19 protein-coding genes are annotated in these 14554 nt (G+C 47.2%); 9 read left to right on the top strand and 10 right to left on the bottom strand.

Annotation, left to right across the window (positions count from 1 at the left end; all coding sequences use genetic code 11):
* Positions 1–117 precede the first annotated feature (117 nt).
* From SB724_RS00870 to SB724_RS00885, 4 genes are all read left to right on the top strand, one after another.
* Positions 118–696, top strand: a complete 579-nt coding sequence (locus SB724_RS00870) for a competence protein ComK (protein WP_003155179.1) — start codon at positions 118–120, stop codon at positions 694–696.
* Between the two features lie 145 nt (positions 697–841).
* Positions 842–1210, top strand: a complete 369-nt coding sequence (locus tag SB724_RS00875; protein WP_012117235.1) for an iron chaperone — start codon at positions 842–844, stop codon at positions 1208–1210.
* Positions 1211–1236: 26 nt separating this feature from the next.
* On the top strand, positions 1237–1608 hold the full coding sequence (locus SB724_RS00880) for an iron chaperone (protein ID WP_044802770.1): 372 nt from the start codon (positions 1237–1239) through the stop codon (positions 1606–1608).
* A 122-nt stretch (positions 1609–1730) separates the two neighbouring features.
* Positions 1731–2240, top strand: a complete 510-nt coding sequence (locus tag SB724_RS00885) for a MepB family protein (RefSeq protein WP_410569764.1) — start codon at positions 1731–1733, stop codon at positions 2238–2240.
* Between the two features lie 228 nt (positions 2241–2468).
* On the opposite strand, the gene SB724_RS00890 is transcribed toward SB724_RS00885, so the two are convergent.
* Positions 2469–3179: a YrpD family protein gene (locus tag SB724_RS00890; protein WP_082997804.1), complete on the bottom strand. Its 711-nt coding sequence runs from the start codon at positions 3177–3179 to the stop codon at positions 2469–2471.
* Between the two features lie 195 nt (positions 3180–3374).
* Between SB724_RS00890 and SB724_RS00895 the strand changes: the two genes are divergently transcribed.
* Positions 3375–3644: an excalibur calcium-binding domain-containing protein gene (locus tag SB724_RS00895; protein WP_003155168.1), complete on the top strand. Its 270-nt coding sequence runs from the start codon at positions 3375–3377 to the stop codon at positions 3642–3644.
* 32 nt (positions 3645–3676) lie between these two features.
* On the opposite strand, the gene SB724_RS00900 is transcribed toward SB724_RS00895, so the two are convergent.
* From SB724_RS00900 to SB724_RS00915, 4 genes are all read right to left on the bottom strand, one after another.
* Entirely contained in the window at positions 3677–3994 is a 318-nt protein-coding gene (locus SB724_RS00900) for a YbjQ family protein (protein WP_003155166.1), read from the bottom strand.
* Positions 3995–4035: 41 nt separating this feature from the next.
* Complete coding sequence (locus SB724_RS00905) at positions 4036–5505, bottom strand: sodium:solute symporter family protein (RefSeq protein WP_029325959.1); 1470 nt, start codon at positions 5503–5505, stop codon at positions 4036–4038.
* Complete coding sequence (locus tag SB724_RS00910; RefSeq protein WP_265972268.1) at positions 5502–5702, bottom strand: DUF3311 domain-containing protein; 201 nt, start codon at positions 5700–5702, stop codon at positions 5502–5504. Before SB724_RS00910 ends, SB724_RS00905 begins: the two co-directional genes overlap by 4 nt.
* Before the next feature lie 120 nt (positions 5703–5822).
* Positions 5823–6182: a YhjD family protein gene (locus tag SB724_RS00915; protein WP_044802775.1), complete on the bottom strand. Its 360-nt coding sequence runs from the start codon at positions 6180–6182 to the stop codon at positions 5823–5825.
* A 153-nt stretch (positions 6183–6335) separates the two neighbouring features.
* On the opposite strand from SB724_RS00915, the gene SB724_RS00920 reads away from it, so the two are divergent.
* The 4 genes from SB724_RS00920 to SB724_RS00935 all read left to right on the top strand — a co-directional run bounded on the left by SB724_RS00920 (position 6336) and on the right by SB724_RS00935 (position 9710).
* Positions 6336–6962 carry a TVP38/TMEM64 family protein gene (locus SB724_RS00920; RefSeq protein ID WP_410569767.1) on the top strand — a complete coding sequence of 209 codons (627 nt, stop codon included), beginning with the start codon at positions 6336–6338 and terminating at the stop codon, positions 6960–6962.
* A complete protein-coding gene (gene lepB / locus SB724_RS00925; RefSeq protein ID WP_007610493.1) occupies positions 6959–7474 on the top strand; it encodes a signal peptidase I in 516 nt (171 codons plus the stop codon). The genes SB724_RS00920 and lepB overlap by 4 nt, the downstream gene beginning before the upstream one ends.
* Positions 7475–7621: 147 nt before the next feature.
* Entirely contained in the window at positions 7622–9100 is a 1479-nt protein-coding gene (locus tag SB724_RS00930) for a monooxygenase (RefSeq protein ID WP_410569769.1), read from the top strand.
* Between the two features lie 88 nt (positions 9101–9188).
* Positions 9189–9710: a MarR family transcriptional regulator gene (locus SB724_RS00935; RefSeq protein WP_410569771.1), complete on the top strand. Its 522-nt coding sequence runs from the start codon at positions 9189–9191 to the stop codon at positions 9708–9710.
* A gap of 36 nt (positions 9711–9746) precedes the next feature.
* Here SB724_RS00935 and SB724_RS00940 read toward each other — a convergent pair whose 3' ends face one another.
* The 5 genes from SB724_RS00940 to SB724_RS00960 form a co-directional block, all read right to left on the bottom strand.
* Positions 9747–10904: an AbrB family transcriptional regulator gene (locus SB724_RS00940; protein ID WP_410569773.1), complete on the bottom strand. Its 1158-nt coding sequence runs from the start codon at positions 10902–10904 to the stop codon at positions 9747–9749.
* A 167-nt stretch (positions 10905–11071) separates the two neighbouring features.
* On the bottom strand, positions 11072–12268 hold the full coding sequence (locus SB724_RS00945; RefSeq protein WP_252052727.1) for an MFS transporter: 1197 nt from the start codon (positions 12266–12268) through the stop codon (positions 11072–11074).
* 15 nt (positions 12269–12283) lie between these two features.
* A complete protein-coding gene (locus tag SB724_RS00950) occupies positions 12284–12904 on the bottom strand; it encodes a TetR/AcrR family transcriptional regulator (RefSeq protein ID WP_265972262.1) in 621 nt (206 codons plus the stop codon).
* 225 nt (positions 12905–13129) lie between these two features.
* A complete protein-coding gene (locus SB724_RS00955; protein WP_007409173.1) occupies positions 13130–13639 on the bottom strand; it encodes a ferritin-like domain-containing protein in 510 nt (169 codons plus the stop codon).
* Between the two features lie 68 nt (positions 13640–13707).
* Positions 13708–14421 carry a DUF421 domain-containing protein gene (locus SB724_RS00960; protein ID WP_079891472.1) on the bottom strand — a complete coding sequence of 238 codons (714 nt, stop codon included), beginning with the start codon at positions 14419–14421 and terminating at the stop codon, positions 13708–13710.
* Positions 14422–14554: the final 133 nt, after the last annotated feature.

A 14554-nucleotide genomic window follows, 5' to 3' on the forward strand; every position in this document is an offset into this window, starting at 1 on the left:
AATTACATCTTTAAAAGGTGATTTTTAGCTATATTCAAAAAAAACCTGTCGTTTTTCAATGACAGATGATAGATTATTAGTATAAATTTTCAAGAAAAGGATTGGAGGCTGCACATCATGTGCCAGAAAACACACGCACCCTTAGAAAGCTATGAAGTAAATCGTTCAACCATCGCTGTTTTGCCTGAGGAAATAGACGGTAAAATGGGGTCGAAGGTCATTGAAAAAGACTGCATTCTGTATGTCAGCATGAAGCCGATTCACATCATCGACAGAAGCTGCCGCTACTTTGGCTCCAGCTATGCCGGGAGAAAAGCGGGAACATATGAAGCGATTAAAATTTCTCACAAGCCGCCGATTATGGTGGACCCTTCAAATCACATCTTTTTATTCCCTACACTTTCTTCTGCAAGGCCTCAATGCGGCTGGATATCGCATGTGCACGTTAAAGATTTTCAACCGACGGCATTTGATGACACAGCGGTCACGTTCTCAAACGGCAAAACGATGGAACTGGAAGTATCCTATCATTCTTTTGAAAATCAGGTTTACAGAACCGCCTATCTCAGAACCACTTTTCAGGACAGGATGGGCAGTCATATCCCGAAGCGGCAGGAATTCATGCTGTATCCGAAAGAAGAGCGGACAAGAATGATCTACGACTTTATTTTGCGGGAGCTGGGGGAGAGATATTAGAGAAAGCTGTGATGTGAAGGGACGGGTCCTCTCCTTTTGGGGAGGGCTTTTTTCGATTTACATGCCCGGGCAGAGTTGTATCGTGTCCGTCTGTTGGCTATGATGATGTAAAGAGTAATGATATTTCATTTTAGGAGAGATGGGCATGGATGTGTTTGCAAAATATGTATCAGGAATCGATAACCCGGATCACCGTCTCAAAGCAGAGGAAATTTTGTCGTGGACGGCTGGCCAATTTCCGAATTTAGAAGCGCAGATCAAGTGGAACAAACCGACATTTACCGATCACGGCACCTATATCATTATGTTTGCTGCGGCAAAAAATCATTTGAGCATTTTGCCTGAAAAAGAGACGATGGAGCATTTTGCCGATGACATCGCTCAAGCCGGGTACAGCGCTTCTTCGCGCCTGTTCAGAATTCGATGGACTGATCCGGTGCACTATGATCTGCTTAAGAAGATCATCGAATTTAACATCAAGGAAAAAGCTGAAAATCCGGGGTTTTGGCGCTAGCGGACGTGATGTTGAAGGAGGAAGACATGGACGTTTTCAAAGACTATTTATCAAGTATCGACAGCCCTGATCATCGTCTGCGAATGGAGGAAATCCTGTCGTGGACGGCTGACCAATTTCCGAACTTAGAAGCGCAGATCAAGTGGAACACGCCGATGTTTACCGATCACGGCACCTTTATTATCGGCTTTGCGGCAGCAAAGCATCATGTAAGTGTTTCCCCCGAAGAAGCGGGAATTGCGCATTTTGCCGACGACATTGCCCGTGCCGGCTACAGCGCCACTTCCCGTTTGTTCAGAATTCAATGGACTGAACCGGTGCATTATGAGCTGCTTGAACGCATGATTCAATTCAATATTCAGGATAAGGCGGACTGCTCAGTATTTTGGCGGAAATAATGAAAGAAATGTTAAAAAAACAATCCTGAGGAGGGCTGTTTTTTTATTGGAAACACATGATCAGCCCATTTTAATCAAGAAGCAATGGATGACGTACTATAAAAAATAAGGAGTACGAAGCAGTGAATGAATTTTATAAGGCGTTAACATATGTAAATAAAATTTTTTATGAACCAAATCACTTAACGATACATGATATTCAAGAAGAAGCTCAAAACTCAGAGTATGGGGCCGGTATGTTTCAACTGCATTCAACATCAGTTCGATTCAGAGTCGCAAAAATAACGCCAAACAAGATAGGACAGTTTGTTGCTTTTTGGGAAAAAGACGGAGATGGTAAAAACCAAGCCTTTTCATATGAAAAAGCTGCTGATTTATTGGTTATCAATACTTTTGCCAGTAATCATCATTTTGGACAATTTGTTTTTCCAAAAGAAGTTCTTGTAAAGCAAAATATCCTTAAAACAGCCGCTGCAAAAGGGAAAATGGCAATTAGAGTTTACCCTGAATGGGAAAATCCCACTAGCAAACAAGCTATCGAAACACAAAAATGGCAGTTGGCATATTTTGTTGAGGCGAACGATGCAGATCGTTTTCCAGCACAAGACCTGTTAAAGCTATATTCTAACTAAAATTGGACAGCCCTGAGCCGGCTGACAGTATGTGAAGTTAACCGGTGCGTGAGTTGGAGAATAACGGGGAACCTCAGCAAATGAGGTTCCTCTAATTGTTATATAGAAATCGACATTTTGAATGTAACAGAGTTTGTTTATTAAACGTCATCCGAAAAATAAGGGATTTGCGTATCCGGCAGACCCTCACGAAACGCACGATGTCAGAAATCGTGCGTTCAACATTCTTTATTTGACGACAGACATGCTGACGCTGCTGCCTGACACTGTCAATTTGGCAAAATCCTGTGTATCAATCACAGGTGTGACTGCTTTATTGTCGATCGTGATGTTCGTAAAGGCTGTTGAGAAGTTTGATTTGATGTAAGGGCGCTGATCCTCTGATGTGACCGCGACGGTGGCGAGCGCTTTCCATTTTGAGACAGAGCCTACATTTGTTTGGGCGAGTTCTGAGATGATGCGGCCGGTGTATCCGTCATTATTCGTGCCCCAATATGTGGCGCGGGTATTGCCGTTCAGATTTTTGTAAATGGTCAGCTGTACGGTGCTGCCGGGCCGGAAGCCTTTCGTATAGGTGAATTGGCTTTCTCCTTCCAGATACCGGACCTGGCCTTGTCCCTTTGAACCGACTTTCATGATTGGTTTCCATACATGATAGGTGTCACTGTACTGAAGCCCGATATCAGCCTCTGTGCCTCCGGTAAATCCTGAGTAAATATAGGCTGTCCCATTTGACACCTGAATCGAGCTTGGAAGCTGAATTTTCGTGACGAGAACTGAGCCCGTGCTGTTCAGGTAGGCCCTTCCGCCGATTCCTTTGCTGAGCTGGGACGCCGCTTCCGCCGTATTGGGACTGATCACCCCCGGAATATCCGCCGTACATGCCCCGAATAGAACGGCTGAAGTGAGAACACCCGCAAGAAGCCCTTTTTTCATCATCATTTCTCCTCCTATCATCATAGTCAGATAGCGCTATCAATTCATATTATAAAAGGTTTTGGGAAAAATTCCATAAAAGATATACGGGCGGACGTAAATTAAAACTATTTTCCTATTTATCTTGTAAATGGAGATTATTTGAACTATGATATGTTCAGCAATACAGCATGATTCAGGAAAGGGGATAGGATAGAAATGAAAAAGACGGCAGCTGTGCTTTTGTCTTTCGGTCTGGTGTTCGGTTGTTCATACGGAGCGGGGCAGACGGCAGAAGCGAAAACAAAGGTAAAAACGTATCAAAACTGCAAGGCGCTGAATAAGGTGTATAAGGGCGGCGTGGCCAAATCGTCGAAAGTGAAAAACAAGGGCGGCAGAACAAAGTACAAGCCGTATGTATCAAAAGCGCTTTACAATGCAAATAAAAGACTTGACCGAGATAAAGACTATATCGCATGTGAGAAATAAAAAAACAAGCCTCTTTAAAGAGGCTTGTTTTTTTAAATGGATTCGGCGGTGACGGCGGTTCCGTATCCGATTAATTCGGATGTGTTCTGTCCTGCGGTCAGTTCGAACCTCAGGCCGACGATGGCGTTCGCTCCGAGCTGCTCCGCCTCTCTGATCAGCCGCTCTTTCACCGCTTTTTTGGAGTCTTCCAGCATTTCAGTATAGCTTTTCAATTCGCCGCCGACGACAGATTTTAAGCCTGCAAGCAAGTCTTTGCCGATGTGTCTGGACTGGACGATACTGCTTGTCACCAAGCCTTTCACTTCCGTAATCTGTTTTCCGGCGACGGTTTCGGTCGTTGTCATGATCATGCGTTTTTCCCCTTTCGTGTATCTTACCGCTATCTTACCATTTAAGCCGCCTTTTCGGCTGCGCCGATTTGTTTTTTTCTGACTGCGGCGCTGACTGCAAACATGACGGCAATGTTCAGAACCAGTGCGATGATGCCTGTATTCATATCCTTAACGATCTGCGGAAGAAACGGAAAGAGGGTTCCGATGGTTGATTCGGTCAGCGTAATGAAGGCCACCGTTCCGACCCCGGCCGTTATGCCGGCAAAAGCGCCGTGGCTTGTGATGAAACGCCGCTTCGGCAGGCTGAATAAGAGGGCGGGGAAAAGCTGGGTGACAAGGCTGTAGCCCATTAAAAGCAAGGTGACGATGGTATTTCCGCCTTTCAGCGTAAAATATACGGATATCAGCGCGATGACGGGTACGGCGTATTTCGCGAGCCGTGAGACTTTTTCGTCAGTGGTGCCGGGCAGAATGGCTTTGTACACATTTTTGGCGAACAGCGTGCTTGAGGCCATTAATATCATTGAACCGGGTACAAGCGCCGTCAGAATGCCCGCCGATCCGATCAGTCCGACAAACCAGGGATCAAAGGTTTTCACAGACAGCTTTAATAAGGCGAGATCCGTGTCCGCCCCTTTTAAACCGGGCACCTGCAGAATCGCCGCAAATCCGGTAAAGATGACAAACAGCAGGACGAGCTGATAAAGAGGCATGATGATCGCGTTTTTCCGAAACACCCGCGGATGCTCCGCCGAATAGGAAGCGGCAAATGTATGGGGCCACATATAAAAGCCGAGGGCGGTCAGCAAAACCGTTGAGCTGAACCAGGAAACGCTCTGTCCGGTTTCCGGCAGCGTGAGAAATCCGGGTTTTGCGGCGTCAATTTGTTTGAACATTTCCGTAAACCCGCCATAGTAATGAATGGGCAGATAAATGCCTAAATACAGGACGATGCCTAAAATCATGATATCTTTAACGACTGATATCCATGCTGAACCGTGGATTCCTGATATCATCACATAAATCGTGATGGAGACAGCGCCGATCCAGACAGCGGCTGAGGGCGGAATCTGTCCGTATGACGTTGCTGAAACAATTAATCCGAGTCCTTTCAGCTGCAGGACGAGATAGGGGATGAGGGATGCGATGCCGACGAGCGATACGAGAATGCCGAGGAGCGGGCTGTTGTATTTTGAAATAAAAAAATCTGATTGCGACATCAGTTTGTGTTGTTTGGCGTAAGTCCACACGGCTGGCAGAAGCCAATATGACAAAATGTAGGCAAGGCAGCCGTACGCGATAATATAAAAGGCGGGGCCTCCTTTTCCGTAAGCCCATCCGCTTCCGCCGAGGAATGTAAAGGTCGTGTATATTTCTCCCGCCATTAATAAAAAGACAAACATCGTGCCGAAGCCGCGTCCGCCCACCGTCCATTGTTCAAGGTCCATATTTTTTCCTTTTCGGGCCCGGATTCCGAGATATACACAAAACAGGAGCACGGCGGCCATTACGGGAAATGCTGCGTTCATTCCGCCTCACCCGTCTTGTTTTCTTTGTCCAGTTTGTAAACGGCGGCCATCAGAACGGAAGTCAGCACCGCCCAGATGACGACATACGCAAGAATGAAAGGCATTCCGAAAAGATAAGGCGTCACCCGGTTGGCAAATGGAATGCCGGCGAGAATTCCGAAAAAGGGCAGGGCGGCGAGAACATGAATCAGTTTCATAACATTCCTCCTTTTCATTGAAAACAGCGTGTCCCGATTATAAAGAAAATCATGTCGAATGTATAGTGTGAATAGTCTGAAATTTACCAGCTGAAAAGGAAAAGCAGTCCCGGCTGCTTTTTAAATGGTCGCAAGAGACAGGTAATATTCCAATAAGGCGGTTACCTGTTCCCGTATTCTCGGGTTGAAATAACGGTGTTTTTCTTCATAGCCGTTAATGGTGCATATATAAAGCGTAAATGCTTCGTCTCTTTCCGCTTCGTATATTTTAATTTTACGCTTTCTTAACTCTTTTCGAACATCACTCAAATCCTTTTGTGCTAATTTTAAAGAGCAGCCGATAAGCTGTTTATAGGGTTGTTTTAATTTAAACGGGCACGAATCAAGCGCTTCGAGGTCCCGGTTCAGGATGGCAGCCGCCATGGGCAGAAACAGCCCTTTTTCGATGAGATCGCGGGTGCCGCTCTGGATGTCAGGCATAAATACTCCTTCTTTCTTAAAAAAAGAGAACGTTTGTTCCTATTTTATACTCGCTTACACGATATTTCAAGTCGGAAAATCTCGTAAATATTTTCGTTTTTTGGAGATAATGTGTAGAATAAGGATAGACAAACTCGTTAAGGAGTATAAACGTTGGAGCAATTTTTATCATATTTGACTGAGGAACAGCTGACGGAATGGTTCCAAAGCTATAGAGCTTTCGGCCCGGCGGCTGCGGCTGCACTGCCTTTTATTGAAGCGTTTCTTCCGTTTTTGCCGCTTGTTGTATTTGTGGTGGCGAATACGAATGCATTTGGTTTGTGGGAAGGTTTTTTTCTGTCATGGCTCGGGTCTGCGGCAGGATCGATGCTGATGTTTTATGCCGTCCGCCGTTTCGGACAGAAAAGAGCTTTCGGTTTCATCCGCAGGCATCAGACCATAAGGCGGATGATGCTCTGGGTTGAGCGGCACGGTTTCGGTCCGCTGTTTATTTTGCTTTGCTTCCCCTTTACGCCGTCCGCTGCGGTTCATATCGTTGCCGGTCTGTCACGGGTGGGGGCGCTGCAGTTTATATCAGCAGCCGCCCTGGGGAAAATGGTCATGATCTTTATGATCAGCTTTATCGGGTATGATCTTCACGCACTCATGACACAGCCTTTCAGGATGGCGGGCGCCATAATGGTGATCGGGGTGCTGTGGTATGCCGGAAAGCATATCGAACGGCGTTTACAGACGAGAATCAGTCAGCATGAGAAAGACGGAGGGAGACAGGAATCTTGAAAAAACGATTTTGGTTTATAGCCGGCGTGCTTATCGTTGTTTTGGCCATACAATTAAAGAATGCCATTTTTATTGATTATAAAGTCGAAGGAATCAGCATGAATCCGACCTTTAAACAAGGAAATGAGCTGCTGGTCAACAAGTTTTCCCATCGTTACAAAACGATCCGCCGTTTCGATATTGTCCTGTTTAAAGGCCCGCACCGCAAAGTGCTGATCAAACGAGTTATCGGGCTCCCCGGCGAGTCAATCGCATACAGGGAGGATCAGCTGTATGTGAATGGAAAACGGGTGGCGGAACCGTTTTTAAAACCGTTAAAGTCATCATTGTCCGCCGGGAGCCATGTGACCGGTGATTATACGCTGAAGGAAACGACCGGGCGCAAAAGCATACCGAAGGGACAATACTTTGTTATTGGCGACAACCGCATATACAGCCTCGACAGCCGTCATTTCGGTCCGATTAAGGATAAAGACATTGTCGGAGTCATCAGTGAATCAGACGCCAAGTGAACGGCGTCTTTTTTTCGGAAATGATTGTAAAAAAGCAGAGGAAAGACTATAATGAAAATTGTTACGCGCGAAACAAAAAAAGGAGGCGTTTATTTTTTGGTGGTTTTGTTACGTGTGTAACAAAAAATATGAAAGAGGGCTGATGAGATGAAAATACAGGCTGCCATTATCGGGGGAGGTCCGGTCGGGCTTATGCTTGCATCAGAACTGGCGCTGGCCGGAGTGAAAACGACTGTCATTGAACGATTGAAGAAGACGGTGCCATATTCCAAAGCGCTTATCATGCATCCGCGCACACTTGAGCTTTTTGCCATGAGAGGCATATTGGAACGCTTTTTGGAAAAAGGGACGAAGGTGTCTTCCGGCCATTTTTCCATGCTGGATACACGGCTGGATTTTTCTCGGCTGGATACGAAGCAGAATTATTCGTTAATGCTGCCTCAGGCAGAAACGGAGCGGATTTTGGAGGAGTATGCATCAAGTATCGGCGCAGACATCATCCGCGGGGCGGAAGCGGTGGCTGTCACCCAGACGGATGACGGAGTGGAGACGGTGTTCCGGGACGAAAGCGGGATCCGCACTCTTCACAGCTTATATGCCGCGGGTACAGACGGAGCGGGGAGCATTGTCCGGAAACAGGCGGGCATCGCTTTTTCGGGCACTGATGCCGACTTAACAGGAGCCCTCTGTGATGCCGCTTTGAAACACCCGCCCGAATCTTCCTTTTTTTCAACGTGCCGCCTGGAGGGATCGGTTGTGATTATCCCTCTTACGGACGGACTTTTCCGCGTCCTCATCGTTTCTCCGCACGCTCCGCAAAAGCGGAAGGATGAGCCGGTCACTGAAAATGAGCTGAAAGAAGACCTGCAGCGGATATGCGGCACTGATTTCGGATTGAGTGATCCGGTATGGATGTCGCGGTTCGGCAATGCCGAGCGTCAGGCCGAACGATACCGCTCCGGCCGGATTTTTGTGGCCGGGGATGCGGCGCACATTCATTTTCCCGCAGGCGGCCAAGGGCTGAACACGGGGCTTCAGGATGCCTTCAACCTCGGCTGGAAGCTGGCGGCGCAAATGAAGGGAAAAGCGGCGCCTCACCTTCTGGACAGCTATCATCAGGAAAGGCACAGCACAGGAACAGAAGTGTTGCACAATATCAAAACGCAGATAAAGCTCATGGATTTTACCGAGTCGGGGATGGCATTAAGAGAAACGATGGCCGCTTTGCTGGATTTTCAGGAGTCCAACCGTTTATTGGCGGGGAAAGTATCCGCGCTTGATCTGCATTATGAACCGGATGCGGAGCTTCCGCCGCATACCCTGAACGGGAAACGTCTGCCGGATATCGAATTGACCCTTCATGACGGGCGGCCGGCCCGGCTGTATGATTTTCTTCATAAGGGCGGATTTGTGCTTCTGTCATTAAGAGGAAGCATTCCCGCCGGTATTGATACGGACAGTGTGGCAGCTGTCAGAGCGGAGCTTGCTGAAACACGTGCCGATTGGAATGACGTCCACTCCGTTTTGATCCGGCCGGACGGCCACGCGGCATGGGCAGCCGGCGGCTCGGGACGCGAAGCAGAAGAAGCCGTTCTGGCCGGTTTGGAGAGATGGGGATTCATCTGATACCCTTTTGTGCGCCTGTGTGATTGTTTCTTGTGTAACAAAACGTTATAGTAAAAGAAACAATCAATACGGAAGGGTGACTCAGCAGTTGAACAGAAGACAGCCAGACCATGCAAAACACATGATTCTTGAAGGGCTGACAGATATTTTTCACGAGCAGGAGAGGTGTCAGGAGGACATCAGGGCGTCGTTGGCCGGACGGATGGACGAACTCCGTGAAGGAAATGGGAAAAAATTACAGTTGACCTTGACGGAAATTCACATTTTGTCGTGTATCGGAGATCATGAACCGATCAATGTCACGTCAATAGCGGAAAAAATGAAGACGACAAAGCCGACCGTGTCGAGAAGCTGCGCGAAGTTTTTGGAAGCCGGCTTTCTGCGCAGGACTCGGCTGAGCGACAATAAAAAAGAAGTCTATTTCCGGCTGACTCCTGCCGGGAAAGAGCTGCATTCCCTTCATCATGAATATCATGAATTGATAAAAAAGCGGCTCTTGGCGTTTTTAGACCGCTATACAGATGAAGAACTGTTATTTGCTGAACGGCTGTTCCGTGATCTTTCAGCAAACTGGCGGTCTGTAAATGGCGGCGGAGAGCTGTTCAAATAAAAAACACGCATATGGATGCGTGTTTTTTTATTCGGATCATGTTCCTCTTTCTGCCCGGCCTCTTTCGCCGTGTGCCCGTTTCAGCTGAGAAAGGTGGTGCAGCAGCCGATAGAAGGGAGGAAGCATGGCGATGACGAGAACGATCCGGATGACCTGAACCGCGACGACGAAAGTCGAGTCTTCGTGCAGGGTGATCGAAGTCGCCGCCATCTCGGCGATCCCGCCGGGAGAAAAGGCGAGAACAGATGTAATCATGGAGATGCCCGTTAATTTAGAAACCGCAACCGCGCTCAGAATCATGGCGGCGATTAATCCGACGGAAGAAATAAATCCGACGGTCAGCACTCTCGTCACGCCGGTGAACATGCTTTTGTACATTTTTGATCCGATTGTGGCGCCGAGAAAAATTTGTGACAGCTGGTTTGCTTCCGGCGGCCACCAGGCCAGCATGTCTTTGCCCGCCAAGGCGGACACGCCGATTTCCGCAGCAGCAACGCCGATCATGCTGCCGAGCAGCCAAGGGGCGGGGAATTTCAGCCGTTTTGCGCCTTTGCTTGCAAGCCAGGCAGCCAAAATAAATCCGGCTGTTAACAAGACGGGAGTAAGGCCCGGATGTGAAGCTCCTGCTGAAACGGCTCCGGCTGATGTCTGAGCCGCACCGTTTTGTTTGGTAAATAAGAAAATGACGAGAAACGGTATTGTCATGACGACCAAAAGGACGCGCGTCAGCTGAATAAGGCTTACAATAGCGGTGTTTGTGCCGACTTCCTGGGCGATACCGGGCATAGCGGATAAACCGCCCGGCGCCGTGCCTACAAAGCTTGTCATCATGTCCGTCCGGCTGAACCGAAAGAGCACATATCCGGAAACAAGCGCCATCACGATAGAGAAAATCAGCATGAAGCCTACCGGAAGCCAATGCTCCCTTAAAACCGACAGAACGGACAGGTTCAGTTTCTGGCCGAGTTCGATACCGAGGATCATTTGTCCCGCCGCAAGCCATCTGCGGTGAATCCCTCTTCTGTCAGGCGCCATGAACAGCCAGCGGGGCCTCGTCATGGAGAGGATGCAGCCGCCGGCCAGCGTTCCGAGCATCCAGGCGATCGACATCCCTGTAAGCGAAAGAAGAAACCCCCCTGCCGCACTGATGAGAATAAACCAGATATCCGTAAGGAGATGTTTGTCTTTCTTCAATGAAAACCCTTCTTCCTGAAACATTCATATTAAATTGTTAAGCTCGTTAACCTTACTATTACTATAGTATAGATTTTGAGATAAATAAATAATGAATTATTTCTCATAATCCATTCATTTTTCTTATCGCAAACGCAAAAAAAGCTCCGGAGATGGGTGAGTGCACCCTACTCCGAAACCTCGCCCGCTTTTCCTTTCCACACAAAGGTCAATCCCAGACCGAGAAATAAAACCACACCTGCGAACAGAAACGGGAAGTGAATATTCATATCAAATAAAATACCGCCCAGAGCCGGGCCGAAAATGGTGCCCAAACTCGTGTATGTTGAGTTCATACCGGCAACAAACCCCTGCTGATTTCCTGCGATTTTCGATAAATAAGTAGTCAGTGCCGGGCGCAATAAATCAAACGCAAGGAAAATGATGCAAGTGACAGCGAGCACCGGCAAAAATCCTGACATCACCGTAGAAACGAAAGCCAGCACAGCGCCGATGACCAGACAAAGCTGGATGACTTTTTTCTCCCCGAGGAAGTTGACAAGTCTGCCGAACGCGAGCACTTGAATGAGGACCGCCACAATGGAGCTGAACGTAATAATAATGGCGATATCCTTTGGCGTGAAGCCGAATTTATGGTTTGTAAATAAGCTGAATACCGTTTCGTACGCCGACAGTCCGAATGCCAAAACAAAAACGATGATAAAGGCGATCAAGTAGTTTGGATGAATCGACTTTTTCAAATCTTTTAAGAAGGTTGATTCTTTGACGCTTTCCAGCTGCTTTGCGCGTTCTTCTTTAGTTAACGGCTCTTTCAGCATAAAGACAGAGGAAATCACTGCGATAAATGCAATTCCCGCCGCAAAGAAAAACGGCATACGAACGCCGTGATCGGCAATAAATCCTCCTATGCCGGGCCCGATGATAAACCCTGTGCTGATGGCGGCAGATACATAGCCCATCGCCTTCGATCTTTCCTGCACCGTCGTAATATCTGCGACATACGCTGTAACAGCGGGCATGATAAAAGCGGCACTGATGCCCCCCAGCACCCTTGCGAAATATAAAATGGAGACATGTGTGCCCAATCCGAAGGTCAGTTCGGATAATGCGAATAAAAACAGTCCGGCGAGAATCATGATTTTTCTGCCGAAGCGGTCAACCCATCTCCCCGCAATGGGGGATGCAATTAATTGCGCGACGGCGAAGGCAGCGACAAGGTATCCCATTGTGCTGCCCGTCAAGTGCATCACATTCATAAACAGCGGCATAACGGGAATGATCAATCCGATGCCTAAAAACGCAATAAATATGTTGCTTAATAAGATGATGAGTACAGCTTTTTGTTCTCTGATCGGTTTTTGCATGTTGTTTCTCCTTTGTCAGCTGTCATTCTGTTTATCAGCGCTGATCGACCCGTGAATAAACACGGAGATGGCTTCTTTTTGCAATTCGATTCTTTGCTGAATGGTATCGTTTTTATATAAGACATCCAATCCGTAAAAAACGGATAGCAGGATTTTTACTTTTGATTCGACATGATGAATGGACCAGCTGCCGTCTTGATTTCCCTCTTCTAAGATCTCTCTCATCACATCGTCATATTCAATATCAATTTTGTTGAGCCGCTTTACGACCCCCTCTGACGTAAACGCACTCGCATAAAACTCTTCACTTGCTCTCATAAGCGGGTAATTGATGCTCATCCGGCTGAGCAGCTCCGCAAAGCCCGCCAGTTTTTCGGCAGCATCTTTCAGATCAGCTTCCATTTCCCTCCACGTCTCGATCATAACGCGGTGATCCTCTTCCATGATATGAAGAAACAGAAACTCTTTTCCTTTAAAATGGTGATATAGATTGCCTTTACTGATCTCGGCCGCCTCTAAAATATCCCGAATCGATGTTTCTGAATATCCTTTTTTTGCAAATAAGTCACGCGAAGCGGATACGAGCCTGTTCTTCGTCTTTTCGCTCTTTCCGGCGCCGCCTTTTGTATTTGTCACTTCACACAGATCCTTTCCGCCAAATGAGGTTCGGCTCCTTAAAAACCGACCGGTTGGTTTATTTTATTATAAAGGGTTTTTGCTGATTATACAATGAAGAAGTTATCCGCTTTTTAGAGAGTATCACGCAGCTCGAAAAGTAAACCCCATTCTCTCATGTTGAAAGAACGGGGTTTGTCTGCGGTCTGAAGACTCCCGGCGGGGGAGCGTGATCTGCCTGAACCGTTATTTTCCGGTATTTACCTCGGTGTAGCTTGTGTTCGGCGCGTTTGATACCGTTCCCCCTGTATGGTGGGAAGGAGAGTGGGCCATATCGTATAAAAACCACACGGCGTGACGCTGCTCGTCAAATGCCGTGCGGGCAAATAACCGCTTCGCTTCAGGGTGCACCGCTCTATCGGATGCCTGCAAATAAAAATCATTCGTTTTCTGCTCATCATAAAACGCCGCCCTCAGTCCTTCTCTGTATGTGTGCGGACAATGCTCCGTCTGTTTCGGCGTCAACTGTTTTCCGGTAATTGACGTATACAGTGAAGAAAAAGCGTGCAGGTGGCGCACTTCTTCTTCTCTGATATGTTCGATTCGTCTTCTGATTTCTGCGGTCGGCGCTTTTTCGGCTAATATTGAGTAGCAAATCACAGCGCTGTATTCCCCGTTTATGGATTTTACCAGATCCTTGATAAGCACAGAATCGTCACTGCAGATGGCTGTATAATGAAAAAAATTCTCGTGCATTGGACTCACCCCCGGATGTTTATAGGGTATTATACGGCGGCAGCCCGTGACATGTGCGGATGTCATTTTTATTCTTGATCCAGCGGCGATGTAATATGGTCGTCGTATGTGTCGACAAAAAGCCGGCCGTTGCTTCCGCGCACAGCGTATACGACGTCTTCCGGTTTGAGGTTTCTCTTGTCCAATTCTTCTCTCAGCCATTTTTCCGATACGTGGTTTTCTTCCAGATTCTTCATCACCAGCCTGCCGTCCATAATCAGCTCAACGGCAAAGTTCTTTTCATGTCCGGCAAAGATGCCGAGATCCTGTCTTGTAACGGGCGCAAATTCCGGCTTGACCTCCACTGACATGCTGCCGTTTGTTTCAATGATGGCAGTCTGAACCTGAGAAATGTCAAATACGTCATTTACACGCAGCTGCTGGTTCAAGTAGTCGATGGTATAACGCATCGTTTTCATATTATGCTCAAGTATTTTACCGTTTTGAATAATAATGGTCGGTTTGCCTGCAAAGAAACCCCTAAGGACCCTGTTTTTCATAGAAAGATATGCGACAAGGTAAATGATTGCCACGAAAATAATGTAGGCAATGACATGATAATGAATCGGCAGCTTTGTATTAAACGACAGATTTGCCGTGATGGCGCCGAGCGAGATGGCCGCAATGAAATCAAAAAGCGTCATCTGTGAAATGGTTTGTTTACCGAGTATCCGGGCGCCGATAAACAGAATGCTGAACGACAGAGCCGTCCGTACAATTACTTCGGGATATTCTGACATCATCATTAGTCCTTTTTTCTTTATTTTGGTCAAAAACGAAATTTTTTAAAACAATCATCCCGTTTTTACCAGCAGATGAGATTGGTCATTTTCGTCAACTTTCGATAAAATGTAGAAAGATAAAAAGAGAGGGGTC

The organism is Bacillus sp. SIMBA_031, from assembly GCF_046535225.1.
GTDB lineage: Bacteria > Bacillota > Bacilli > Bacillales > Bacillaceae > Bacillus > Bacillus velezensis.